Genomic DNA, 22,304 nt, shown 5'->3' with positions numbered 1-22,304 from the left:
CCCGTGAAGACCTCTCCCGCACCCCGACGGCTCGGGGAGCTCGCCGCCCTCGTCGGTGGCGAGCTTCTCGGCGACCCTGAGCAGCTCATCCACGGACTCAACGGGCTCGAGGAAGCCGGCCCGGGAGACGTGTCCTTCTACGGAAACACGCGCTACCGCCGCCAGTTCGAGGCCTCCCGCGCCTCGGCCGTGCTGGTGGGCACCAGCGAGCAGGCCCGCGAGGGCGTGGCGCTGGTGCGCGTGTCCAATCCGCACCTGGCCTACGCGCGGCTGCTCCGCGTGTTCCACCCCGACGTGCGTCCCGCCCCCGGCATCCGTCCGGGCGCGTGGGTACACCCGGAGGCCACCGTGCACCCGGAGGCCTCCGTGCTTGCCGGCGCGACGGTGGAGGCGGGCGCGACGGTGGGCGCGCGCTCGGTGCTGTATCCCGGCGCCTACGTGGGCGAGCACGCCTCCGTCGGCGAGGACAGCGTGCTGCACCCCAACGTCACGGTGCGCGAGCGCTGCGTCGTGGGCTCGCGCGTCATCCTCCACGCCAGCAGCGTGGTGGGCGCGGACGGCTTCGGCTTCGCCTTCGACCCGGAAGGGGAGCAGGGGCCACAGCACTTCAAGATTCCCCAGGTCGGCATCGTCCGCATCGAGGACGACGTCGAGGTGGGCGCGTGCACCTGCATCGATCGCGCGACGGTGGGCGAGACGGTGGTGGGGCGCGGCACCAAGCTCGACAACCTGGTGCAGATCGCCCACAACGTCCGGGTGGGGCCGCTGGCGCTCATCTGCGCGCAGGCGGGCGTGTCCGGCTCGGCCGAGGTCGGCACCGGCGTGGTGCTGGCCGGCCAGGTGGGCGTGGTGGGCCACATCCGCGTGGGTGACCTGGCCAAGGTCGGCGCCCAGTCCGGCGTGGCCCATGACGTCCCGGACGGACAAATCGTGAGCGGCAGCCCGGCCATCCCCCACCGTGAATGGCTCCGGGCCAGCGCGGCCTCGGGGCAGGTGGCGGACCTGCTCAAGGAAATGCGCGCCCTGCGCAAAAGGGTGGAGCAGCTCGAGAAGGAGAAGGGCCCGTGATGGACATCGGCGAAATCCAGAACCTGCTGCCGCACCGGTACCCGTTCCTGCTCATCGACCGGGTGGTGGAGATCGTCCCTGGCGAGCGCATCACCGCCTACAAGAACGTCACCATCAACGAGCCCTTCTTCAACGGCCACTTCCCGGGGCACCCGGTGATGCCGGGCGTGCTCATCCTGGAGGCGCTCGCCCAGGCCTCGGCCATCCTCGCGTACAAGAGCGAGAACATGGACCCGAGCCAGAAGGTGACCTACCTGATGGGCGTGGACGGGGCGCGCTTCCGCAAGCCGGTGCTCCCCGGAGACAGGCTGCAGCTCGTCATCGAGGTGCTGCGCCACAAGGGCGCCGTGTGGAAGACGAAGGGCACGGCGACGGTGGACGGCGTGAAGGTCGCCGAAGGCGAGTTCCTGGCCACGGTGGTGGACAAGGACAAGGACGCGGCGGCGCAAGAGGGCGCGGCGTCCTGACCGCGGGCCCGCGAGGTAGAGGAGACGACATGGCTCAGGTTCATCCCACCGCGGTGGTTCACCCCGATGCGCGTCTGCACGCGTCGGTCCTTGTGGGCCCCTACTCGGTCATCGGGCCGCAGGTGACGATTGGCGAGGGCTCCCACGTGGGCCCTCACGTCGTCATCGAGGGCCGCACGACGCTCGGTGCGCGCAACCGCATCTTCCAGTTCGCCTCGGTGGGGGCGGACCCGCAGGACCTCAAGTACGCGGGTGAGGACACCGAACTCACGCTCGGCGACGACAACCAGATTCGCGAGTTCGTCACCGTGCACAAGGGCACGGCGGGCGGCGGCGGCGCCACGCGCGTCGGCAACGGCAACCTCTTCATGGCCAACAGCCATGTCGCCCACGACTGCGTCGTCGGCAACGGGTGCCGCATCGGCAACGGGTCCGCGCTCGCGGGCCACGTGACGATGGAGGACCACGTCATCATCAGCGGCCTGGCGGCGGTGCATCAGTTCACCCGCCTGGGCCGCTTCGCCTTCATCTCCGGCGGGGCCATGGTCACCATGGACATCCCCCCGTACGCCACGGCGCAGGGAGACCGGGCGGAGCTGGTGGGGCTCAACACCGTGGGCCTGGAGCGCGGCGGCTTCACCAAGGACCAGATCGAGCGCATCAAGGAATCCCACCGCATCCTGTTCCGCTCCAAGCTGGGGCTGCAGGAGGCGCTGGGGCGGCTGCGCACGGAGCTGGGCGGCCACCCGGAAGTGGACCACCTGGTGGACTTCATCTCCCAGAGCAAGCGCGGCCTGACGCGCTAGGCTGTGGACATGGAGCACGCACCTCCGGACGGTCGAATCGGCCTCATCGCGGGCAACGGTCAGCTTCCCCTCTTGTTCGCGCGCGCCGCGCGGGCCCGGGGGCTGGAGGTGGTGGCCGTGGCCCACAGGGGCGAGACGAACCCGGCCCTGGCCTCGGAGGTCGGCTCGCTCACCTGGGTGCGGGTGGGGCAGGTCAACCGCATCCAGAAGGCCTTCGTCGCCGCGGGCGTGAAGCAGGCGGCCATGGCGGGCGGCATCGGCCGGGTGAAGGCGCTGTCCGAGGCCCGACCCGACCTGGGCGCGGTGCGCATCATCTCCCGGCTGCGCAGCTTCCGGGATGATGCGCTGCTGCGCGCGGTGGCCGCGGACTTCGAGTCGCGCGGCATCACCATCATCGCCCCCACGGACTTCCTGGGTGAGGTGCTGTGCCCGGAAGGCCACCTGGCCGGCCCCCAGCTGAGCCCCACGCAGGAGCAGGACGTGGCGCTCGGGCGCGAGGTGGCGACGTTGCTGGGGCAGGCGGACGTGGGCCAGACGGTGGTGGTGCACCAGGGCCACGTGCTGGCGCTCGAGGCGGTGGAGGGCACCGACGAGGCCATCCGTCGGGGCGGCAAGCTGGGAGGCGCGGGCGCCGTGGTGGTCAAGCGCTGCAAGCCGCAGCAGGACCTGCGCTTCGACCTGCCCGCGGCGGGGCCCCGCACGCTGGAGGTCATGAAGGAAGTGGGCGCCCGGGTGCTGGCGCTGGAGGCCGGGCGCACCGTGCTCCTGGACGCGCCGGAGCTCTTCGCCAACGCGCGCGCGGCGGGAATCACGCTCGTCGGCGTGCGGTAGCGCGCCCCGCGTCCGGGCCGGGCAGGAGAGGGCCTGGTGGCCGTCCCCCCGGCTGCCCTGGGTGTGTGGCGCGCGGGAATGAATGTCGGCGTGCTTCTCGCGTCTGGCTCGCGAGGCGTTTCCACGCTCGCGAAGCATTTCCACGCGGGGGACACCGTCCTACCCTGGCGCGGAGGAATCCACCCATCCGGGGCGCTGTTGCACGGCGACCCGCGACGCCAGAGGTCGACGCCGCGCCATGAATGCCCGCCTGGTTCTATTGCTCAGTCTTGTCGCCTCGACACCCCTGCCCGCGTTCGCCGACGCCATCCGCGTGTCCCTGGAGGGCCGTGCCGCGGCGGGCGAGAAGCTCCCGGCATTGCTCGTGCACATCGAGGAGCCCATCGCGGGCTTCGAGGTGAAGCTCAAACGCGACGACGGGAAGGTGGTCGACGTGAAGGGCGGCGGGAAGCCAGGCATGACTCGGCGAATCGAGCTGGAGCAGCCCGAGGGCCGCTTCCACTACGAGGGCGAGCTGGTGGTGCGCTTCGCCAACGCCGAGTCGGGCAGCATGCCGTTGTCCTTCGACACGGAGCTCAACGGGCCGCTGCGCCTGGACGTGCGTCCGGAGGACGTGGACGTGCCGGGGCGCACGCTCCGCTTCCAGCTGTCGCGCCCGGCGGGCCGCGTGGAGCTCACCGTGCTGATGGACACGGGGAAGAAGGCCTTCGAGGGTGAGGTGGCCTTCAAGGGAGAGAAGGCGGGCACGCCGCTGTCCTTGAGCTGGCCGGCCGCCGAGGGGAAGGTGATGAAGATTTCCCTCCGAGCCTTCGACACATCGGACTTCTACACGGGTGTGGACCTCTTCCCGTGGCGCATGGACATTCCCCATGAAGAGGTGGGCTTCGCCTCGGGGCGCGCGGACATTCCCGCCGCCGAGCGAGGCAAGCTGGACAGGAGCCATGCGTTGATTGCGGAGGCGCTGGCGAAATACGGCCGCTTCGCGGCGGTTCGTCTGTACGTCCTGGGCCACACGGACACCGTGGGCCCCACGGCGGACAACCGTGCGCTGTCGCTCCAGCGCGCGCGCAGCATCGCCGCCGCCTTCCGCCAGCGGGGGCTGAAGGTCCCCATCTTCTACGAGGGTTTTGGCGAGGAGTCCCCCGCGGTGCGGACTCCAGACGAGACGGCGGAGGCTGCCAATCGCCGGGCTGAATACATCATCGCGGTGGAGGACCCGGTGCTCGCCGGCGCTCCCTTCTCGCCGCGGTGGAGGAAGCTGTAGCGGACGACGTACCGAGGAGGTAGCAGCGGATGGACCGATTCCAACGGTGGACCTGGGGCGTGGTGGGAATGGCGCTCCTGGTGGGGGCAGGCTGCGCGCATCAGGCGCCGCTCGCCGTGCGGCGGGAGGTGGAGGCGGACAAGTGCAGCCTGGTTCAATCCGTGCTGAGGGAGCCGACGCCGTCACGGGTGGTGGAGGAGATTGCCGCCCAGGGACGCCAGGAGCCCACGCCGGTGCGCGTGTACGTGCGCCGTCCGGAGCTGTCCATGCTGGAGCGCTTCTTCGAGGGAGATGAGCCCCGCTGTGGCGACTCCACCTTCAAGGTGGTGCAGGACAGCGTGCTGGACGCCGTCGTCGTCTACCTCCAGGAGATTCGCGAGGGCTACGCGTACGACGCGCGCCGCTCCGGCCCGGACGAACTCACCCTGGAGGGCCAGCCCCAGGGCACGCTGCGCCGCGCGGGCCCCACCTGGGTCGTCGGCAACTAGGTTACTTCAGCAACTCCTTGGCGCCGTCCGCGATGAACTGCACGGCGATGGCGGCCAGGATGAGCCCCATGACGCGCTCGACGATGGCGACGCCGGACTGGCGCAGCACCCGCTGCACGAGCCCGGAGGCGCGCAGGATGAAGTAGCTGAAGACGAAGGTCAGGAGGATGGCCGCCAGCACCGGAAGGGTGGAGGCCATCGAGTTGGAGTTGCCACGGGCCATCAGCACCATGGCGGTGGCGATGGCGCCGGGCCCCGACAGCAGCGGAATCGCGAGGGGGACGATGGCCACGTCCTCCTTCACCACGCCTTCCTGTTCCTCGGTGGGGGTGGTGCGCGTCTCGGACGGACGCGCGCGCAGCATGTCCAGCGCGGTGATGAGCAGCAGGATTCCACCCGCCACGCGGAAGGCCCCCAGCGACACGCCGAACACCTTGAAGATGATGGTGCCGAACAGGGCGAAGAAGGTCATCAGCCCGCACGCCACCAGACACGCGCGCATCGCCGTGCGGCGTATCTTCTCCTTCGTGTCCCCGGCCGTCATCGCCAGGAACAACGGCACCACGCCGATGGGGTCCACCACGAAGAAGACCGCCGGCAGGGCGACGAGGAATTGCGTCAGGGAGTCCTTCATCACCGCACGACCTTTGCGACTACACCGTGAGGCGCAGCTTCCACACCATGGTGAGCGCCTCGGCGAAAATCTTCTTGCTCATCTTCGAGTGCCCCACGCGGCGGTCCTCGAAGATGATGGGGACCTCGCGCACGGTGAAGCCGTTCTTCAGCGTGCGGTAGGTGAGCTCGATCTGGAACGCGTACCCGGTGCTGTGTACGGCATCCAGGTTGAGGGTCTCCAGCACCCGGCGGTGGAAGCACTTGAATCCCCCGGTCAAATCCTGGACGCCCACGCCCAGGATGGTGCGGGCATACAAGCTGCCGCCGCGGCTGATGACCTGGCGGGCCACGCCCCAGTTCACCGTGCCGCCGCCCGTGACGTAGCGGCTGCCGAGCACCAGGTCCGCCCCGGCCTCGGCCGCGTCCATCAGCCCGGGCAGGTAGCGCGGGTCATGGCTGAAGTCCGCGTCCATCTCCAGGATGTACGTGTAGTTCTCCGCCAGGGCCCAGCGGAAGGCGGCGAGGTAGGCGCGACCCAGGCCCTCCTTCTTCTCGCGGTGGAGCACCCGCACGCGGGGCTCCTTGGCGGCGAGCTGGTCGGCGATGTGCCCCGTGCCGTCCGGTGAGTTGTCGTCGACGATGAGGATGTCGACGCGCGGGTCGGCCTTGAGCACCGCCAGGGTGATGGCCTCGATGTTTTCCCGCTCGTTGTAGGTGGGGATGCAGACCAGCGCTGGGTTCATGGCCGGGCCGACATACCCTAAATGGCGCGCGGGGGCAGTAGCTCCATGACGGTCTCCGCCGCCCGGGTGGCGGCCCCTGCCTCGCCCAGCCGCCCCCGGACCTCCCCCAGCCCCTGGAGCATCTCGTCCCGGGCGGTCCCCGGAAGCCAGACCTTGCGGACCTCGTCGGCGATTCGCTCGGGGGTCATCTCCCCCTGGAGCAGCTCCGGCACCACCCGCCGCCCGGCCAGCAGGTTGACCAGGGACACGAAGGCCACCTTCAGCATCAGCCGGCCCACCCAATAGGAGATGAGCGACACCCGGTAGATGACGACGAGGGGACGCTGCATCAGCCCTGCCTCCAGCACGGCCGTCCCGGAGGCGACCACCGCCGCGTCGCTGGCGCCCACCACCTCCGGGGCGTGTCCGTCCACCAGCACTGGCGTCAGGCCGCTGCCCTCGAAGCGCGACAGCACCTCCTCGCGGGGGATGGTGGGGGCCACGGGGACCACGACCTGGAGCCCGGGCCGCTCGGTGGACAGGCGGCGGGCCGCGGCCACCATGGACGGCAGCAGCCGGCGAATCTCGCTCATCCGGCTGCCCGGCAGCAGCGCGAGCGTGGGGGCCTCCCTGGCCAGGCCCAGGCGCTCCCGGAACGCGGCGGGGCTGTCGGGAGCGGGGACCTGCTCGACGACGGGGCTGCCCACGTAGCGGGCGGCGACGCCGGCCTCCCGGTAGAAGTCCTCCTCGAACGGGAGGATGCACAGCATCCGGTCCACCAGGCGTTTGATGGTGCGCACCCGGCCGCGGCGCCACGCCCAGATCATCGGCGAGATGTAATAGGCCACGGGGATGTCCTGGGCCTTGAGCTTCTCGGCCAGGCGCAGGTTGAAGTCCGGGATGTCGACGAGGATGGCGACGTCGGGGCGCCGCTCGGCGGCCGCGTTCGCCAGCCCCTTCATGATCTGGAGGATGCGGGGGATGCGGGGGAGCACCTCGGTGATGCCCATGACGGACACCTCGCGGGCGTCGAAGAGCAGCTCGACTCCCCGGGCGGCCAGGCGCGAGCCGCCCATGCCGAAGAAGGTGAGGTCCGGACGGCGGGCCTGGAGGGCGGCGACGAGCTCTGCGGCATGGGCATCGCCGGAGGCCTCGCCGGCCACGACGAGGATTCGGGGCGGGGGCGTCATGTGAGGGGGGCGCATCGTACCCTGATGCAAGCCGGGGTGAAGGTGTAGACTGCGCCAACCCTTGAAGACGCTTCTGCTCGCCGAGAGCCATCCCCCCACGCTCGAGCACCTGACGGGCCTGCTCTCGCAGGCCGGGTATTCCGTGCGCGCGGTGAATGACCCCATCGCGGCGCTGGAGCACTTCGCGGCGGACAACCCGGATGTGATGGTGTTGTCGGTGGACCTGCCGCGCGTGGAGGGCGCTCACGTGGTGCAGCTCATCCGGGGGCACAGCCAGGGTGGGCGCGTGCCCATCGTCGCCATCGACAAGGGGCACCTGGGACGGGCGCGGGGCGTGGGCTCGGTGTTGGATTTGAAGGTGAACGCGTACGTCGCGGACCCGCTCAAGCCTGGAGAGCTGGTGCCCCGGCTGGAGTCGCTCGTGCGCGCGGCGCAGGCGGTGCCGCTGTCGGGCCTGGCGTCCACGCTGTCGCGTCCGGCGGTGAACAGTGGCGAGCTGAAGGGCTATCCGCTGCCGGGCCTGTTGCACTCCATCCACCGGCTGCGTCGGGAGGGTGTGCTGGTGGTGGCGCACCGGGGGCTGAGTCGGCGGGTGTACTTCCTGCGCGGCGGGCCGGTGAGCTTCGACTCGACGGTGAAGGAGGACTCGCTGCCGCGCTACCTCGTGGAGCGCAAGCTCGCCACGCCCGCGCAGGCGGAGCAGGTGGTGGGGGCGCTGGGCTCGGGGCTGCGCATCGGCTCGGCGCTGGCGGACGCGGGCGTGGAGCTGGTGGGGGAAGAGTTGTCGCAGTTGTTGCGTGACTACACGCGCGACAAGCTGGCGCGGGTGTTGGGCATGCGCGAGGGCCGGTATGCCTTCTACTCCGGCGACGAGTTCACCGCGGAGGTGGCATCGGTGGACCTGCCGCCGCTGGCGCAGATTCTGGAAGGCGCGCGGCGCTGCTTCCCGCTGAAGGTGATGGCGGCGTCGCTGAAGGCGAACCTGGGCGAGTACCCGGTGCGCTCGTCCGATTTTGGTCGCGACCTGCAGGCGATGGCGCTGGACACGGACGACATCAAGATTGCGATGCAGGTCAATGGCCGCATCGTGCTCAAGGAGTTGCTCGCCCATGGCCGCGGGGAGCTGAGCGCGGCGTATTCGCTCCTGTGGTTCTTGAAGCTGACGGGGGGCGTGACGTTCTCGCCGACGCCAGTCGCGACGGGGGCGGACGTGTTGTCCGCGGCGGTGGTGCCGGACCGGATTGGTCCGCGCAAGCGCAAGTCCTTGCCTGGGGAGACGGCGGCCTCGCTGCGCGAGGAGGCGGTGCGCATCATCACCCGCAGCTACTTCGGCAGCCTGGGGTTGGACATCGCGGCGGACGCGGAGGCGGTGGAGCGCGCGTACCACGAGACGGCGATGCGCTTTCACCCGGACACGTATGCCGAATACGACATCTCGGACCTGAAGGACCTGCTGGACTCCGTGCAGGAGAAGCTGTCGGCGTCCTACCGGGTGTTGAGCGTGGAGGAGAAGCGCAAGGCGTACCTCCAGTACCTCTTCAGCAAGCTGGACGTGGGGCGCAACACGGCGGTGGTGGTGGACGCCGAGATTGCGTTGCGCCGGGGCGAGTCCGCGCTGAAGCGGCGGGACTTCGTGTCGGCGATGCACGCGTTCGAGGAGGCGGTGACGCTCAACCCTCGTGAGCCGGAGTACTACTCCTTCCTCGCCTGGGCGACGTACCAGGGGGCGGGCGGTCCGCTGGTCCAGCGTGCGCAGAAGGCGCAGAAGGTGTTGAAGAAGGCGTTGTCCCTGGGGCCTTACGTGGAGCGGCTGCACATCATCGCGGCCATCATCGACACGGACCTGGGGGATGCGCCGCTGGCGCGAAAGAAGCTGCTGAAGGTGCTGGAGTACAACCCGTACTCGCAGCTGGCCAAGGCGGCGTTGCGCAAGGTGGGACGGTAGGCAGATGGGGCGGACACTCTGGCGATTGTTGCGCTACGCGCGCCCGCACGTGGCGGTGCTCGTGGTGGCGTTCGTGTGCATGGCGTTCGTGGGGGTCGCCACGGGCGCGTACGCGTACCTCACGGGCCCGGCGCTGCGCTTCCTGCTGTCGGGGGGCGAGGAGGGCTTCGGCGGGGCGAACCGGGTGCCGTGGCTCTCGTCCCTGCCGCGTGACGCGGCGCTGTGGGGCTTCCCGCTGATGATGGTGGTGGTGGGCGCGGTGAAGGGCGTGGGGTACCTGGGCCAGTTCTATTTCATGGGGCTCTTCGCGCAGCGGGTGGTGAAGGACGTGCGGCGGGAGCTCTTCGTGAAGCTCACGTCGTTGTCGCCAGCCCAGCTCGCGCGTGAGCGGCAGGGAGATTTGCTCAGTCGCTTCTCGTCGGACGTCGCGGCGGTGGAGGCGGCGGCGATGTACACGGTGGGCTCGTACCTGCGTGACAGCCTGCAGGTCATCATCCTGGCGGGGGTGGCGTTGTCGATGAGCCCGCTGCTGGGGGGGCTGATGCTGGTGGTGATTCCGCTCGCGGCGCTGCCGGCGTCGCGCCTGACGCGCAAGGTGCTCAAGGGCACGCGCGAGGGGCAGACGCAGCTGGGGCATCTGGCGGGGCAGCTCCACGAGGGGCTCGGGGGCTTGAGGACGATTCAGGCGTTCAACGGGCAGGAGGCGGAGCTGGCGCGGTTCGCCTCGCACGCGAAGGCGCACGAGGAGGCGGTGGTCGGGGCGGCGTGGGCGCGTGGCGGGGTGCCCGGAATCATGGAGGTGCTGGCGGCGGCGGCGCTGGCGGGGGCGTTGGCCTTCGCGGCGAGCGCGAAGTTGATGGAGCCGGAGGCGCTGTTGTCGCTGCTGACGGCGGTCATCCTGGTGTACCAGCCGGTGAAGGATTTGGGCCGGGTGACGCAGTTCGCGATGCAGGCGGGCGCGGCGGGTGAGCGGCTCTTCGCGTTGCTGGACTTGAAGCACCCGGTGCAGGACGCGCCGGACGCGGTGTCGGCGCCGCCCTTGTCCGAGTCGGTGCGGTTCGAGGACGTGAGCTTCGCGTATGGCGAGCGGCGCGCGCTCGACGGCGTGACGCTGGAGCTGAAGGCGGGGCAGGTGACGGCGCTGGTGGGCGGCAGTGGCGGAGGCAAGAGCACGGTGACGTCGCTGCTCCTGCGCTTCGAGCGTCCCCAGTCCGGAAGGCTGCTGCTGGATGGCGTGGACATGGCCCGGTACACGGCGGCGAGCCTTCGCGAGCAGCTCGCGTTGGTGACGCAGGAGCCGTTGTTGTTCCAGGGCACGGTGCTGGACAACCTTCGATATGCGCGCCCGGACGCCACGCGTGAGGAAGTGGAGGCGGCGGCGAAGGTGGCGAACGCGGACGGGTTCATCCGCGCGTTGCCCCAGGGCTACGACACGCGCATCGGCGAGCGCGGCGTGACGTTGAGCGGTGGTCAGCGGCAGCGTCTGTGCATCGCCAGGGCCGTGCTGGCGCGAGCGCGCGTGCTGGTGCTGGACGAGGCGACGAGCAGCCTGGACCCCGAGAGCGAGCGCGAGGTGCAGGCTGCGCTGGCGGCGGTGTTGCCGGGGCGCACGGCGCTGGTCATCGCGCACCGGTTGTCCACGGTGGTGAACGCGGACGTGCTCCACGTGATGGAGGCGGGGCGAGCGGTGGAGAGCGGCTCGCACGCGGAGTTGCTCGCGAGGGGTGGACGCTACGCCGCGCTGTGGAAGATGCAGACGGAGGGCACCTTCGAGCGAGGCGCCGCGTGATGATGCTGAGTCATGCAGGAGCCCGACGGTTCGACGCCGAGGCGGTGGTTTCGTCATCGTGTCGAGGGCTCACGCGGAACCCTCGAGGCGCGTGGACATGAACAGCCGTCTCCGTGTGGTGCTCGGCAAGGGACTGCGGGCGCTGGTGGGCCTGTTGCTCCTCCTCCTGGGCCTGTGCGGCTTCTTCGCGCTCCCCGCGTCGTACACGACGTACCCGGTGGTGCCCCCGAAGGAGGGCGAGCCGAGGTGGGTTCGTGGCGCCTTCCACGTGCACACCACGCGCTCGGATGGACGAGGCAGCCCGCTCGATGTGGTGCTCGCGGCGAAGGCCGCGGGGCTCGACTTCGTGTTGTTGACGGACCACAACGACTTCACGCCGCCCGCTCCGACCTGGGGGGATGGCGTGCTGCTGATTCCCGGCGTTGAAATCTCGACGTCCGCGGGGCACCTGGTCGCGTTCGGCATGGAGCGCCCGCTGGAGGGCATGACGCGATGGATGCCCGCCGCGGATGCGGTGAAGGCGGTGGAGGCCGCGGGAGGCATGACGGTCCTCGCGCATCCGGTGCAGAAGAAGAACCCGTGGACGGACGAGCCGACGGCCCGTGAGGCGAAGGGCTTCGAGCTGTACTCGGCGGACACGTTCTTCCGCCAGGCCATGAGCAACCCGCTGAGCCGCTTGCTGCCGGCCGTGGGCGCGTATCTCGCGAAGCCGATGCACGGAGTGATGTTGCTCGTCGCGCCGGAGCCCGAGCCCGGCGAGCGCTTCATGGGGCTCTCGCGGGAGCAACCCAAGCGCTCCTTCTGCGCGCATGACGCGCATGGCCTGCCGTCCTACGAGTCCGTGTTCAGCTCGCTCGCCATGTACCTCCCGCCGGAGCAGGTGCCCGCGCCCTTGCCGAAGGATGCGAAGGCCGCCGCCGCGCTGGTGACGCGGGCGCTGCGAGGCGGCTCGGCCCTCTGTTCCTTCCGCGCCTTGGGGGAGCCCGAGGGCTTCGCCTTGGAAGGCGTGGACCCGGAGCGTCGCGAGGCGCGGGTGGGAGATGTCCTGAAGGTGCGCCTGCCGGGCCTGCCGGACGTGGACACGGTTCGGGTGCAGGTGTGGGGAGAGGGCCGACTGGGGGAGGACGGCACGTCGGTGGCGCTGACGGGGGAGGGGCTGGTGCGGGTGGAGGTCTGGGCGAAGGGGCCTGGGCGCTTCTTCGGGTCCGAATGGCGACCCTGGATTGTTCCGAATCCCGTGCGTGTGCTGCCTCGGAGCCCTGGCATCTGATAGAGGGCCGGGGAGCCGTCCATGCGACTCCTCTACATCCTCGCCACGTACCTGCTCTTCCCGCTGCTCCTCCCGGTGCTGTGTGTGCACCGGAAGACGCGTCATGGCCTGTGGCAGCGACTGGGGTTCTATGCCCCGGGGGCGTTGCCCGCGAGAGGCGATGGGCCCGTGGTGTGGTTGCACGGAGCGAGCGCGGGAGACCTGCTCGCGCTCTCCCCGATGTTCGCGCCGCTGCGAGCGCGCTTCCCGGGCTGCCAGCTCATCCTGTCGACGATGACCGACAGCGGCCATGCGATGGCGACGGGGCGACTGGCCAAGGACATCGATGGCGTCATCTACGTGCCCTATGACCTCTGGGGCGCGACGCGGCGGGCGATGAAGGCGCTGCGGCCGGACATCCTGGTCCTCGAGTACACGGAGATCTGGCCCAACCTCATCCGCGCGGCGAAGCGCGGAGGCGCGAGGGTGGTGATGACCAACGGACGCTTCTCCCCGGCGAACGTGGGGCGCTACCGGGCGTTGTTCGGCCTCATCGGCAATCCGCTGAAGGACCTGGACCTGATGTTGATGCGCCACGAGGACGAAGCGGAGCGAGCGCGGAGCCTGGGCGCGAGGCCCGACTGGGTGAGGGTGACGGGGAACACCAAGTTCGACTCCCTGGCCTCGGGGCCCGCGCCGGAGGACACCACGTTGCGCGAGGTCCTGGGGCTCCCCCTGGGCGCGCCCGTGTGGATTGCGGGAAGCACGCACGAGGGTGAGGAGGAGGCGCTGCTGGGTGTGTACCGGCGGCTGCTCGCGAAGTGGCCGGAGCTGCGGCTGGTGATTGCGCCGAGGTACGTGGACCGAGCGGCGCGAGTCATGACGCTCGCGCGGGACGCGGGGTTGAGCGTGGCGCTTCGCTCGAAGGGCAACCCCGAGCGAGCGCAGGTGGTGGTGATGGACACCATCGGCGAGCTGTCGCGGGCGTACCGACTGGGGACGGTGGTCTTCGTCGGAGGCTCGTTCACGAAGCGCGGTGGCCAGAACATCCTGGAGCCCGCGGGGCAGGGCAAGCCGGTGTTGTTCGGGCCGCACATGGACAACTTCCGGGACAGCGTGACGGTATTGTCGGGGCACGGAGGCATCCAGGTGGCGGACGCGGAGGAGCTGCACGCGAGGCTCTCGGAGCTGCTGGAGGACCCGCGGCGAATCGATGAACTCGGGGCCCGAGCCCTGGAGACGGTGGGCCGAATCTCCGGAGCGAGCGAGCGCAACGCCGAGGCGATGCTGTCGCTCTTCCCGCACGGCAGGGCGGAGCCGCGATGACGCTCATCATCCACCCGCATTTCCACAACCGGTACACGGGCGTCACGCGTCACGTCGAGTCGGTGGTGCCAGCGTTGGTGAAGGACTCGGGCTCGGAGACGCGGGTCATCGGCTCGGGGCTGAGCGAGGGACTGCCGCGCATCACCTGGCCGGAGCTGCTGCGCAGGGCGCGCTCGGAGCCGGTGGTGTGGCACGCGCACCGGAACAACGAGCTGCTGGCGGGGATGTTGTTGAAGCTGGTGGGTCGGCAGGTGCGGCTGGTGTTCACGCGGCACACGTCGATGGCGCCCAGTGGCTTCACGCGGTTCATCGCGCGAGGCGCGGACGCACTGGTGTCGTTGACGAAGCAGGTGGCGGACGTCATCGCGCTGCCGTCGACGGTCATCTCGCATGGCATCGACCTGACGCGCTTCCATCCCCCCGAGGACCGACAGAAGGCCTGGGAGCGACTGGGGCAAGGCGGGCGCCTGGGAATCGGCGTCATCGGTCGCATCCGGAAGGAGAAGGGACAGGGCGACTTCCTGGAGGCGGTCCGGCCGTTGCTGCCTGAGCACCCCGAGTGGCAGGGCGTGCTGGTGGGCCTGGCGAAGGGCGCGGACCTGGACTGGGTGAACGGCCTCCGTGCCGGCATCGAGGGCCGGGTGACGCTGGCGGGAGAGCAGTCGGTCATCGAGCCCTGGTACCAGGGGCTCACGGTGCTGGTGCACCCATCCTATGCGGAGGGGTACTCGCTGGTGCACGTGGAGGCGATGGCGTCGGGGTGCTGCGTGGTGGCGTCGAAGCTGCCGTACCTGGACACGCTCATCGAGCACGGCCGCACGGGCTTCTTCTTCGAGCCGGGTGACGTGAAGGCGCTGCGAGAGCTCCTCGACATGTTGATGCGCGAGCCGGAGCGAGCGCGCGAAGTGGGGCGCAACGCGGCCGAGGAGGCGCGGCGTCGGTGTGGCGTGGAGCACGAGGCGCACGCGCTGGAGGCGCTGTACCGCACGCTGGTGAGGCGCTGAGCGGATGCGCATTCTTCACCTGCTCGCGAGCCCGTTCTTCAGTGGCCCCGCGGAGAACGTCGCGCTGCTGGCCCGAGCGCAGCGGGATGCCGGGCACGAGGTGACGGTGGCGGTGGACCGTCGGCGCAAGGACGTGCCGGCGGAGGAGCCCGCGGTGCCTCGCTTCCAGGAACTCGGCCTGTTGGACGAAGGCGGCCTGGAGTTGTCCGTGAAGTCGCCGCCGTGGCGCATGTGGAGCGACTCGCGACGTCTGCGCGCGCGGCAGGTGGACGTGGTGCATTCGCACTTCAGCCACGACCACTTCCTGGCGAGGTGGGGCCGTCCCCGAGGCGCGGTGTTGCTGCGCTCGCTGCACGCCCCCCGCTCGCTGCGTTCGTCGTTGCCCGCGGCGGATGCGTACACGGTTCCGGCGAGCGCGTTGTTGCCGAGGCTGTTGGAGCGAGGGAAGCGGGCCCGGGTGCTCCCGGCGCTGGTGGACCCGAGGTTCCAGCCCGAAGCGGACCGTGCGTCACTCCGGCGCGAGCTGGGGCTCACGGGTGGACCTTTGGTGGGAATGGTCTCCACGTTCCAGCCATCGAGGCGCCATTCGGTCGGCGTGGAGGCCTTCGCGAAGTACCGTCAGCACCATCCCCATGCACGCTTCGTCCTCGTGGGTGACGGAGCGTTGCTGGAAGCGACGCGCAATCAGGTGGCGACGCTGGGGCTGACGGACGCGGTGGTCTTCGCGGGCTATCAGCAGGGAGCGGACTTCGCGCGCTGGCTGAAGGCATTGGACGAGGTATGGCTGCTGGGCTTGGGGAATGACTGGAGCGCGAGGGCCGCGGCCCAGGCGCGAGCGTGTGGAGTCCGAGTGGTTGCGGTGGACGAAGGGGCGCTGCCGGACCTGGCGGATGCCAGGGTGGCCGAGCCCACGCCCGAAGCAGTCGTGACGGCCGCGCTCTCGGGCGTCCTGGCGCCGGTGGCTCATCCGACAAACGCGCGCATCGCCGCTGACGTGCTCGCCTTGTACGCCGAGGCGGCCAGCGGGGCTCGTCGATGAATCCCATGGCGAACGTCGAGCACCGCGAGCTCCGGGCGATGGGAGCCCATCGGTCTTGAGTCCTCCTGCCCCCGAGTCATCCACCGCCATCGAGCGGGTCTTCTACCCACCGACACCGGAGGCCTGGGGCCGCAAGGCGTTGCTGTCGCCGTTGACGGCATTGTCGTGGACCTACGCCGCGGCGGTGCATCTGCGAGGAGCCCTGTACGACGGTGGACTTCTGCGAGCCGAGCGTGTCGAGGGGCTCCGAGTCATCTCCGTGGGCAACCTCAACGTGGGCGGAACGGGCAAGACGCCCGCGGTTCTGCACCTGGCGGAGCAGCTCGTTCGAGCAGGCCGCAAGGTCGGCATCCTCACGAGAGGCTACGGCCGGCGCTCACGAGAGCCGCTGACCTTCACGGGAGCGGAGCCGCTGCCCTCGGTGGAGGACGCGGGAGACGAACCCCTGCTGCTCGCGACGCGTTGTCCGAGCGTGAGGCTCTTCGTGAACCCGGACCGGGTCTCCAGTGCCCTGCGAGCGCGAGACGAGTTCGGCCTGGACACGGTGTTGCTCGACGATGGCTTCCAGCACCGTCGCCTCGCGCGGGACGAGGACCTGGTGGTGGTGGACGAAGCCGTGGGGCTGGGCAACGGCCACATGCTTCCCCGAGGCCCCCTCAGAGAGCCTCCGTCATCGATTCGACGTGCCACGCTCCTTTGGGTGCGCACGTCCGCATTGGCCGTGGGCGAGCCCCTGGTGGTGAGCCTCCCGCGAGAATCCGAGCCGATTCCCCGGGTGCGCGCGCGTTACGGGCCGTCGGCATGGATGGACCCTGCCGGCCTGTCGCATCCACCCGAGCACCTGCGAGGGCAGGGCGTGTTGGCCCTGGCGGGACTTGGCAGGCCGGGGGGCTTCCTGAAGACCCTGAGGTCGCTGGGCGTGGAGGTCGTCGACGCGGCGCTCTTCCCGGACCATCACCGCTTCACGTCCGAGGAGCTGGAGGACGTGGCCCTGCGGGCGACGCGTCGAGGCGTGGTGGTGGTGACGACCGAGAAGGACGCGGTGCGGCTGCCATCCGGGTTCGAGGCGTGGAGGGTGCGGTTGGGGGTGGAGGTGCTGGAGGGGGAGGCCCATCTGCGTCGGGCGCTCGGGCTGGCGGGCGCGTCAGCCGACTTGTGAGACGAGGGGGGCTGTGGGACAAACCGCCGCCATGGCCGCGGTCTCGCCCGTTCGCTCCTCGCCCTTGTCCTCTCGCCTGCCGCTCGCGTTCTCGCGTCGTCGTGTGCTGCTGGTCGGGGACCTCGTCGCAGACCACTACATCTACGGACAGACGGACCGGGTGAGCCGCGAGGCGCCCGTGCTCATCGTCCGTTACGAGTCCGCGGAGGTGAAGCTGGGCGGAGGCGCGAACGTCGCGGCCAACGTCCGTGCCTTGACGGGACAGGTGACGGCCGTCGGCGTGCTCGGCGCGGACGAGATGGGCGGCGAGCTGCGCCACCTGTTCTCGGAGGCGGGAGTCCGGTTGCACGCGGTGGGAGGTCGAGGCCTCGCGACGGAGACGAAGACGCGCATCCTGGCCGGAGGGGTGAGCACCACGCGGCAGCAGATGCTGCGCCTGGACCGTGGACAGCACTCCGCGTTGCCGCCCCGGGCGCGCAAGGCCCTGGCCCGACATGTCGAGCAGGCCGCTCGGGATGCGGACGCGGTGGTGGTCTCGGACTACGGCGCGGGGGTGCTGAACGATGAGGTCCGAGGCGTGCTCCGGAAGCTCGCGGCGGATGGGCTGCCGGTGTGCGTGGACAGCCGCTATGCGCTCGCGTCGTTCTCGGGGGTGACGGTGTGCAAGCCCAACGAGCCCGAGCTGGAGGCGCTCGCGGGCCGGCCCGTGCGCTCGGAGGAGGACCTGCTCCTGGCCGGGAAGGAAGCGGTGCGCCGGCTGGGGTGTCGTGCGTTGCTGGTGACGCGGGGCCGCCACGGCATGGCGCTCTTCGACGCGGACGGCGGCGTGGACCTCATCCCGGTGCACGGCGCGAAGGCCGCGGTGGACGTGACGGGCGCGGGCGACACGGTGATTGCGACCTTCTCCCTGGCGGTCGCGGCCGGAGCCTCGTTCGGCGAGGCGGCGAGGCTGGCGAACGTGGCGGGGTCCATGGTGGTGCAGAAGCCGGGGACCGCGACGGTGTCCCGGGATGAGCTGCTGGCGGAGCTGCGGAGCGCGCGATGAGCACCCTGGAGAAGATTCAGTCGCTCGAGCAGGTGGCGGAGGCGAGAGCCCGCTGGAAGCAGGAGGGCCGCACGGTGGCGCTCGCCAACGGCGTCTTCGACCTGCTGCACGTGGGCCACGTGCGCTACCTGGAGGGCGCGCGAGAGCTGGCGGACGTGCTGGTGGTGGCGGTGAACTCGGATGCCTCGACGCGCGCCTACAAGGGGCCTGGCAGGCCGCACATCCCGGAGAACGAGCGCGCGGAGCTGGTCGCCGCCCTCGCGTGCACGGACCGGGTCATCGTCTTCGACGACCCGAACGTCCGCGCCATCATCCGGGTGTTGAAGCCGGATGTGCACGTGAAGGGCACGGACTACACGCCTGACAGCATCCCCGAGGGTGACGAGGTCCGCGCGTACGGTGGCCGCACCGCGGTGTCGGGCGACCCGAAGAACCACAGCACCACGGAGCTGGCGCGTCGGCTCGGGCGCGAGGACGCGAAGTAGCCCATGGATGCCGGGCTCCTGGCGGTGCTGGGCTGCCCCCGATGCAAGGGGGCGCTCGTCGTCCTGGGGACTGGCGCCACGGAGCGGCTCCACTGCGCGGCCTGCCGGGCCTGGTGGCCCGTGAAGGACGGCGTGCCGCAGCTGCTTCCCGAGCTGATGACTCGGGAGGACGCTCCTACGCGGTGAGCTTCGCGGCGAAGGACCGCGCCTCTTCGGCGGCGCGAGCCTCGAGCCCCTGTCCACCCGCGCCATCGACGATGGCCGTGAGGTCGACCATGCGGTGGGGGCCATAGGCGTGGCCCCAGCGCTCCATGTCCATCCGGAGGAAGAACGCCAACGTCGGCGCACCCACGGCGACGGACAGGTGCATGGGCCCCGTGTTGTTGCACACGGTGAGGCCCGCGGCGCGCATCAGGGCCGCGAGCTCATCCAGGTTGGTGGGCGGCGCCAGTCGAGCCCCGGGCGCGCCGGCGAGCACGGCCTTCGCGAGCTCTTCCTCTCCGGGCCCCCACGTCACGATGGGCGTGCGGCCCGACTCCAGCAACGCCCGCGCCGCGGCGGCGAAGGCCTCCGGGGGGATGCGCCGAGGCCCCAGTCGGCCACCAGGATTGATGACCGCGCACGGGTTCGAGGCGTCCTCCTCCAGGAACGTGCGGAAGGAGTCGCGGATGTACGGCTCCCGGAAGGACAGCTCCCGGGCCAGCGCATTGCCAGCCACGGGGGAGAGCAGGTGGGTGCGCTGGACAGCCTCGCTGCGGGTGTCGGGCCGTGAAGGAACGGAGAGCGAGTGCAGGTGCGTCACCGGCCAGATCTTGGGCCCGACGACCACGGCGCGAGGGCCGGCGAGCCGCGCCACCAGCGCGCTCGTCACGGACGGGGCCTCCCAGTTGGCGCAGTCGACCACGAGGTCGTAGTTCGCCTGGCGCAGCGCGCGGATGCCGGGGGCCAGGGGCCCTGACCAGATGCGTCGGCGGTCGAAGGCGATGACCTGGTCCGCGTCGGGGTGGTTGGCGAGGACCCGGGCCACCTTGGCGTGGACCAGGATATGGACCTCGGGCGCGGGGTGGACCTGGCTCTTGAGGACGCGCAGCAGGGGGGTGGTGAGGAGCGCCTCGCCCACGCGGTTGTCGGGCCGCACGAGCAGCACCTTCCGGGGGACGGGGAGGGAACTTCCGGGGCGCAGCTTGCGGCCGGGGCGCCAGAACAGCAGGGACGCCACGAGCGCGAGTGCCAGCTTCGCCCACAACTCGAGCCGCTTGTGCCAGGACATCGCGGCGCGGACCCTACACAGAACTGAAAGGCGTGCAAGCACGCTGCTTGACCTGCGGGCGGAAAGCCCCTAGCAACCGCCCAATGCTGAAGAGCATGACCGGGTTTGGAGCGGGCCGCGCGCGCGTGGGCGACGAAGAGGTCTCCGTGGAGCTGCGCTCGCTCAATCACAAGTTCTGCGAGGTGAAGGCGCGGCTGCCGCGCGAGCTCGCCTCCCTCGAGCCCCTCGTCACGAAGCAGGTGAAGGACCGGCTGGCGCGTGGCTCGGTCGAGCTGCTGGTGAAGCGGCAGTCCTCCACGGCCTCTGGCACCGTTCCCACGGTGGACCTCAACCTGGCGCGCGAGTACCTGCGCACCTTCCGGGAGCTGGCCAAGGAGCTGGGCCTGTCTCAGGACGTCACCTGGTCCCAGGTGGCGAACCAGCAGGGCGTGGTCCGCCTGGAGGAGAAGGGCGTGGACCTGGAGGCCGCGACGCCCGCGGTGACGGCGGCGCTGGACCAGGCGCTCGGGGCCCTGGAGAAGATGCGGCTCGTCGAGGGCGAGGCCATCCACGCCGACCTGGACGCGCGCATGAAGCTGCTCGAGGGCTGGAGCCGGGAGGTGGCGCAGCTCGCGCCCCGCGCCGTGCAGGACTACCAGCAGCGGCTCACCGAGCGCGTGGCGGAGCTGGCGCGCGGCGTCGCGGTGGACCCGCAGCGGCTGGCCCAGGAGGTCGCGCTCTTCGCCGAGCGCACGGACATCGCCGAGGAGGTGACGCGTCTGGCCAGCCACCTCGAGCAGTTCCGCGCCCTCATGGCGAGCCAGGAGCCCACGGGCCGCCGCATGGACTTTCTCGTGCAGGAGATGCACCGCGAGGTGAACACGACGGGCTCCAAGAGCCAGCACGCGGACATCTCCGCGCGCGTGGTCTCGATGAAGGCCGAGGTCGAGCGCATCCGCGAACAGGTGCAGAACGTCGAATGAGCGAAACCACCATCCTTCCGCCCGGTCTGTTGCTCGTCCTCTCCGCCCCCTCGGGAGCGGGGAAGACCACCCTGGCCCACCGACTCCTCCGGGAGACGCCCCAGGCGAACTTCTCCATCAGCGTCACGACGCGCCGGCCCCGAGGCAAGGAGCAGGAAGGCGTCGACTACCACTTCGTGGACGTGGCCACCTTCCAGGCGAAGATCGAACGCGGTGAGTTCGTGGAGTGGGCGGAGGTCCATGGCCACTTCTACGGGAGCCCCCAGTCGACGGTGGACATCGCCCGGGCCAACCGGGGCGTGGCCATCTTCGACATCGACGTGCAGGGCGGCCAGGCCATCAAGCGCAAGCACCCGGACGCGGTCCTCATCTTCGTGCTGCCGCCCTCCATGGAGGAACTCGAGCGTCGCCTGAGGGACCGACAGACGGACTCCGACGAGACCATCCGTCGGCGCATGCTGGCGGCGCGCTCCGAGATGGAGCGGGGAATCGCCGCGTACGACTATGTGGTCGTGAATGACGACTTCGACCGGGCCTACAGTGAGCTCAAGGCCGTGGTCGTCGCCGAGGGATGCCGCCGGGGTCGCGCGGACGTCTCCCGGTTGAAGCTCGGCGTCTGAGCCTGGGGAAGGTGTCCTCCGGGTGGCGCGGAAGTGACGAGAAGCAAACTTCTTGCGCTGCTCCCTGGCTTGGTGGATAAGCCGCCCACCTCACGGCGAGGCGCGAAAGGGCAGGTCGCCTTCGCGTCACCGGGAGCCACGTCGGAAACGCCGTGGAATCAGCGCCTCGGGCGCTGTGGTTCTCTGATTCAAAATGGATAGGACCGTGCGCCTCAAGGTGGCCCTAAGCGGGCTGTCAGGGGGCAGGCAAGCGTCCGGAGCGGCTCGTGACAGCGAGTTGACAATCTCCGGAGCGCTCCATACATGGTCGACCGGATGGTAGTGGTTCAGTGGGCGTGCGGGTGGTGGGGCAGGACGTCGTCTCATGGGAGACGGCACTGAGCTGGGTCGGCGGGGGAGGGCAGCTTGTCAGCGGTTTGACTTCAGTCGCGGCGGTGGTACAAGCCGCGCCCCTCGCAACGAAGCCGCGCACTGGCGCGGAGTCTTTCGGGCGAAGGCAGGACGACATCGGAAATACGGCGGTCAGCGCAGTGGGTTGACAGAAGATGCGGCGGTGGTAGAAGCCGCGCCCCGACGAGGAAGCCCGGCAGCAAGCGGGCGGGAACGACGGGGTGGTCAACGAAGCAGCGGTTGACACGGGATGCGGCGAAGAGGTAGAAGCCGCGCCCCTCACGAAGAGAAACAGCGGAAGCCACTGGGCGGCGCTGAGAACTTCGAGAGAGCCAAGGGGACGCAAGTCGAAGTTGACAGCTGACGCGGACCTGAATAAAAGATGCAGCCCGCCGAAAGCAGCAAGCGGCGGACAAGAAGAAAGATAGCAAAAAGTCGCGGTAGAAACAAGCGACTCGGTCTTTGAAAACCAAATAGCAAGCCCAAGAAGAAGAGAAGGATTGCGGAAACCGCAGTCAATCTTTGAGAAGGCCCCAGTCAGGGAGCGCTGAGAAGCGCAGACCGGCAGGG

Annotated in this window: 22 protein-coding genes; 18 read left to right on the top strand and 4 right to left on the bottom strand. The window is 70.1% G+C overall.

The window, feature by feature from the left end; genetic code table 11:
- Nucleotides 1-3 precede the first annotated feature (3 nt).
- From lpxD to LXT21_RS00085, 6 genes are all read left to right on the top strand, one after another.
- Nucleotides 4-1,068: a UDP-3-O-(3-hydroxymyristoyl)glucosamine N-acyltransferase gene (gene lpxD / locus LXT21_RS00110; RefSeq protein ID WP_254036047.1), complete on the top strand. Its 1,065-nt coding sequence runs from the start codon at nt 4-6 to the stop codon at nt 1,066-1,068.
- The gene (gene fabZ, locus LXT21_RS00105) at nt 1,068-1,535 is read left to right on the top strand and encodes a 3-hydroxyacyl-ACP dehydratase FabZ (protein WP_254036903.1); all 468 of its coding nucleotides are present in this window, start codon (nt 1,068-1,070) and stop codon (nt 1,533-1,535) included. The genes lpxD and fabZ overlap by 1 nt, the downstream gene beginning before the upstream one ends.
- A gap of 29 nt (nt 1,536-1,564) precedes the next feature.
- Nucleotides 1,565-2,341 (top strand): acyl-ACP--UDP-N-acetylglucosamine O-acyltransferase, encoded by a 777-nt coding sequence (gene lpxA / locus LXT21_RS00100; RefSeq protein WP_254036046.1) that lies wholly within the window; start codon nt 1,565-1,567, stop codon nt 2,339-2,341.
- 9 nt (nt 2,342-2,350) lie between these two features.
- Nucleotides 2,351-3,172, top strand: a complete 822-nt coding sequence (locus tag LXT21_RS00095) for an LpxI family protein (RefSeq protein ID WP_254036045.1) — start codon at nt 2,351-2,353, stop codon at nt 3,170-3,172.
- Nucleotides 3,173-3,410: 238 nt separating this feature from the next.
- Nucleotides 3,411-4,436 carry an OmpA family protein gene (locus tag LXT21_RS00090; protein WP_254036044.1) on the top strand — a complete coding sequence of 342 codons (1,026 nt, stop codon included), beginning with the start codon at nt 3,411-3,413 and terminating at the stop codon, nt 4,434-4,436.
- Nucleotides 4,437-4,465: 29 nt separating this feature from the next.
- Nucleotides 4,466-4,924 (top strand): hypothetical protein, encoded by a 459-nt coding sequence (locus LXT21_RS00085; protein ID WP_254036043.1) that lies wholly within the window; start codon nt 4,466-4,468, stop codon nt 4,922-4,924.
- A gap of 1 nt (nt 4,925) precedes the next feature.
- On the opposite strand, the gene LXT21_RS00080 is transcribed toward LXT21_RS00085, so the two are convergent.
- The 3 genes from LXT21_RS00080 to lpxB are packed head-to-tail and all read right to left on the bottom strand — an operon-like array spanning nt 4,926 to nt 7,451.
- Nucleotides 4,926-5,558 (bottom strand): MarC family protein, encoded by a 633-nt coding sequence (locus LXT21_RS00080; protein WP_254036042.1) that lies wholly within the window; start codon nt 5,556-5,558, stop codon nt 4,926-4,928.
- Between the two features lie 19 nt (nt 5,559-5,577).
- A complete protein-coding gene (locus LXT21_RS00075) occupies nt 5,578-6,282 on the bottom strand; it encodes a polyprenol monophosphomannose synthase (protein WP_254036041.1) in 705 nt (234 codons plus the stop codon).
- Nucleotides 6,283-6,299: 17 nt separating this feature from the next.
- Complete coding sequence (gene lpxB / locus LXT21_RS00070) at nt 6,300-7,451, bottom strand: lipid-A-disaccharide synthase (protein WP_254036040.1); 1,152 nt, start codon at nt 7,449-7,451, stop codon at nt 6,300-6,302.
- A 61-nt stretch (nt 7,452-7,512) separates the two neighbouring features.
- Here lpxB and LXT21_RS00065 point away from each other — a divergent pair, with 61 nt between their 5' ends.
- From LXT21_RS00065 to LXT21_RS00020, 10 genes are all read left to right on the top strand, one after another.
- Nucleotides 7,513-9,396 (top strand): DUF4388 domain-containing protein, encoded by a 1,884-nt coding sequence (locus tag LXT21_RS00065; RefSeq protein WP_254036039.1) that lies wholly within the window; start codon nt 7,513-7,515, stop codon nt 9,394-9,396.
- A gap of 4 nt (nt 9,397-9,400) precedes the next feature.
- A complete protein-coding gene (locus LXT21_RS00060; RefSeq protein ID WP_254036038.1) occupies nt 9,401-11,185 on the top strand; it encodes an ABC transporter ATP-binding protein in 1,785 nt (594 codons plus the stop codon).
- Nucleotides 11,186-11,282: 97 nt separating this feature from the next.
- Nucleotides 11,283-12,455, top strand: a complete 1,173-nt coding sequence (locus LXT21_RS00055) for a PHP domain-containing protein (protein ID WP_254036037.1) — start codon at nt 11,283-11,285, stop codon at nt 12,453-12,455.
- Nucleotides 12,456-12,476: 21 nt separating this feature from the next.
- Nucleotides 12,477-13,760, top strand: a complete 1,284-nt coding sequence (locus LXT21_RS00050; RefSeq protein ID WP_254036036.1) for a 3-deoxy-D-manno-octulosonic acid transferase — start codon at nt 12,477-12,479, stop codon at nt 13,758-13,760.
- A complete protein-coding gene (locus LXT21_RS00045; protein WP_254036035.1) occupies nt 13,757-14,764 on the top strand; it encodes a glycosyltransferase family 4 protein in 1,008 nt (335 codons plus the stop codon). Before LXT21_RS00050 ends, LXT21_RS00045 begins: the two co-directional genes overlap by 4 nt.
- 4 nt (nt 14,765-14,768) lie before the next feature.
- Nucleotides 14,769-15,803: a glycosyltransferase gene (locus tag LXT21_RS00040; RefSeq protein ID WP_254036034.1), complete on the top strand. Its 1,035-nt coding sequence runs from the start codon at nt 14,769-14,771 to the stop codon at nt 15,801-15,803.
- A gap of 55 nt (nt 15,804-15,858) precedes the next feature.
- Nucleotides 15,859-16,962, top strand: a complete 1,104-nt coding sequence (gene lpxK, locus LXT21_RS00035; protein WP_254036033.1) for a tetraacyldisaccharide 4'-kinase — start codon at nt 15,859-15,861, stop codon at nt 16,960-16,962.
- Nucleotides 16,963-16,993: 31 nt separating this feature from the next.
- The gene (locus LXT21_RS00030) at nt 16,994-18,007 is read left to right on the top strand and encodes a bifunctional heptose 7-phosphate kinase/heptose 1-phosphate adenyltransferase (protein WP_254036032.1); all 1,014 of its coding nucleotides are present in this window, start codon (nt 16,994-16,996) and stop codon (nt 18,005-18,007) included.
- Nucleotides 18,004-18,492 (top strand): adenylyltransferase/cytidyltransferase family protein, encoded by a 489-nt coding sequence (locus LXT21_RS00025; protein WP_254036031.1) that lies wholly within the window; start codon nt 18,004-18,006, stop codon nt 18,490-18,492. The genes LXT21_RS00030 and LXT21_RS00025 overlap by 4 nt, the downstream gene beginning before the upstream one ends.
- Nucleotides 18,493-18,495: 3 nt before the next feature.
- A complete protein-coding gene (locus tag LXT21_RS00020) occupies nt 18,496-18,678 on the top strand; it encodes a Trm112 family protein (protein ID WP_254036030.1) in 183 nt (60 codons plus the stop codon).
- Here LXT21_RS00020 and LXT21_RS00015 read toward each other — a convergent pair.
- The gene (locus tag LXT21_RS00015) at nt 18,668-19,762 is read right to left on the bottom strand and encodes a glycosyltransferase family 9 protein (RefSeq protein ID WP_254036029.1); all 1,095 of its coding nucleotides are present in this window, start codon (nt 19,760-19,762) and stop codon (nt 18,668-18,670) included. The two genes, LXT21_RS00020 and LXT21_RS00015, sit on opposite strands and share 11 nt — an antisense overlap.
- An 83-nt stretch (nt 19,763-19,845) precedes the next feature.
- Between LXT21_RS00015 and LXT21_RS00010 the strand changes: the two genes are divergently transcribed.
- Both LXT21_RS00010 and gmk read left to right on the top strand, forming a co-directional pair.
- Nucleotides 19,846-20,724 (top strand): YicC/YloC family endoribonuclease, encoded by an 879-nt coding sequence (locus LXT21_RS00010; RefSeq protein WP_254036028.1) that lies wholly within the window; start codon nt 19,846-19,848, stop codon nt 20,722-20,724.
- Complete coding sequence (gmk, locus tag LXT21_RS00005; RefSeq protein WP_141331814.1) at nt 20,721-21,344, top strand: guanylate kinase; 624 nt, start codon at nt 20,721-20,723, stop codon at nt 21,342-21,344. The genes LXT21_RS00010 and gmk overlap by 4 nt, the downstream gene beginning before the upstream one ends.
- Nucleotides 21,345-22,304: the final 960 nt, after the last annotated feature.

The organism is Myxococcus guangdongensis, assembly GCF_024198255.1.
In the GTDB taxonomy this organism is placed as follows: Bacteria; Myxococcota; Myxococcia; order Myxococcales; family Myxococcaceae; genus Myxococcus; species Myxococcus guangdongensis.
The sequence above is the reverse complement of the archived record's forward strand: the minus strand, read 5'-3'. Positions and strand labels throughout refer to the sequence as shown.

What these genes read in the sequence shown, in the direction of transcription:
- fabZ (WP_254036903.1), top strand. Translation starts at nt 1,068, where the DNA reads ATGGACATCGGCGAAATCCAGAACCTGCTGCCGCACCGGTACCCGTTC.
- lpxA (WP_254036046.1), top strand. Translation starts at nt 1,565, where the DNA reads ATGGCTCAGGTTCATCCCACCGCGGTGGTTCACCCCGATGCGCGTCTG.
- LXT21_RS00095 (WP_254036045.1), top strand. Translation starts at nt 2,351, where the DNA reads ATGGAGCACGCACCTCCGGACGGTCGAATCGGCCTCATCGCGGGCAAC.
- LXT21_RS00090 (WP_254036044.1), top strand. Translation starts at nt 3,411, where the DNA reads ATGAATGCCCGCCTGGTTCTATTGCTCAGTCTTGTCGCCTCGACACCC.
- LXT21_RS00085 (WP_254036043.1), top strand. Translation starts at nt 4,466, where the DNA reads ATGGACCGATTCCAACGGTGGACCTGGGGCGTGGTGGGAATGGCGCTC.
- LXT21_RS00080 (WP_254036042.1), bottom strand. Translation starts at nt 5,558, where the DNA reads ATGAAGGACTCCCTGACGCAATTCCTCGTCGCCCTGCCGGCGGTCTTC.
- LXT21_RS00075 (WP_254036041.1), bottom strand. Translation starts at nt 6,282, where the DNA reads ATGAACCCAGCGCTGGTCTGCATCCCCACCTACAACGAGCGGGAAAAC.
- lpxB (WP_254036040.1), bottom strand. Translation starts at nt 7,451, where the DNA reads ATGACGCCCCCGCCCCGAATCCTCGTCGTGGCCGGCGAGGCCTCCGGC.
- LXT21_RS00060 (WP_254036038.1), top strand. Translation starts at nt 9,401, where the DNA reads ATGGGGCGGACACTCTGGCGATTGTTGCGCTACGCGCGCCCGCACGTG.
- LXT21_RS00055 (WP_254036037.1), top strand. Translation starts at nt 11,283, where the DNA reads ATGAACAGCCGTCTCCGTGTGGTGCTCGGCAAGGGACTGCGGGCGCTG.
- LXT21_RS00050 (WP_254036036.1), top strand. Translation starts at nt 12,477, where the DNA reads ATGCGACTCCTCTACATCCTCGCCACGTACCTGCTCTTCCCGCTGCTC.
- LXT21_RS00045 (WP_254036035.1), top strand. Translation starts at nt 13,757, where the DNA reads ATGACGCTCATCATCCACCCGCATTTCCACAACCGGTACACGGGCGTC.
- LXT21_RS00040 (WP_254036034.1), top strand. Translation starts at nt 14,769, where the DNA reads ATGCGCATTCTTCACCTGCTCGCGAGCCCGTTCTTCAGTGGCCCCGCG.
- LXT21_RS00030 (WP_254036032.1), top strand. Translation starts at nt 16,994, where the DNA reads ATGGCCGCGGTCTCGCCCGTTCGCTCCTCGCCCTTGTCCTCTCGCCTG.
- LXT21_RS00025 (WP_254036031.1), top strand. Translation starts at nt 18,004, where the DNA reads ATGAGCACCCTGGAGAAGATTCAGTCGCTCGAGCAGGTGGCGGAGGCG.
- LXT21_RS00020 (WP_254036030.1), top strand. Translation starts at nt 18,496, where the DNA reads ATGGATGCCGGGCTCCTGGCGGTGCTGGGCTGCCCCCGATGCAAGGGG.
- LXT21_RS00015 (WP_254036029.1), bottom strand. Translation starts at nt 19,762, where the DNA reads ATGTCCTGGCACAAGCGGCTCGAGTTGTGGGCGAAGCTGGCACTCGCG.
- LXT21_RS00010 (WP_254036028.1), top strand. Translation starts at nt 19,846, where the DNA reads ATGCTGAAGAGCATGACCGGGTTTGGAGCGGGCCGCGCGCGCGTGGGC.
- gmk (WP_141331814.1), top strand. Translation starts at nt 20,721, where the DNA reads ATGAGCGAAACCACCATCCTTCCGCCCGGTCTGTTGCTCGTCCTCTCC.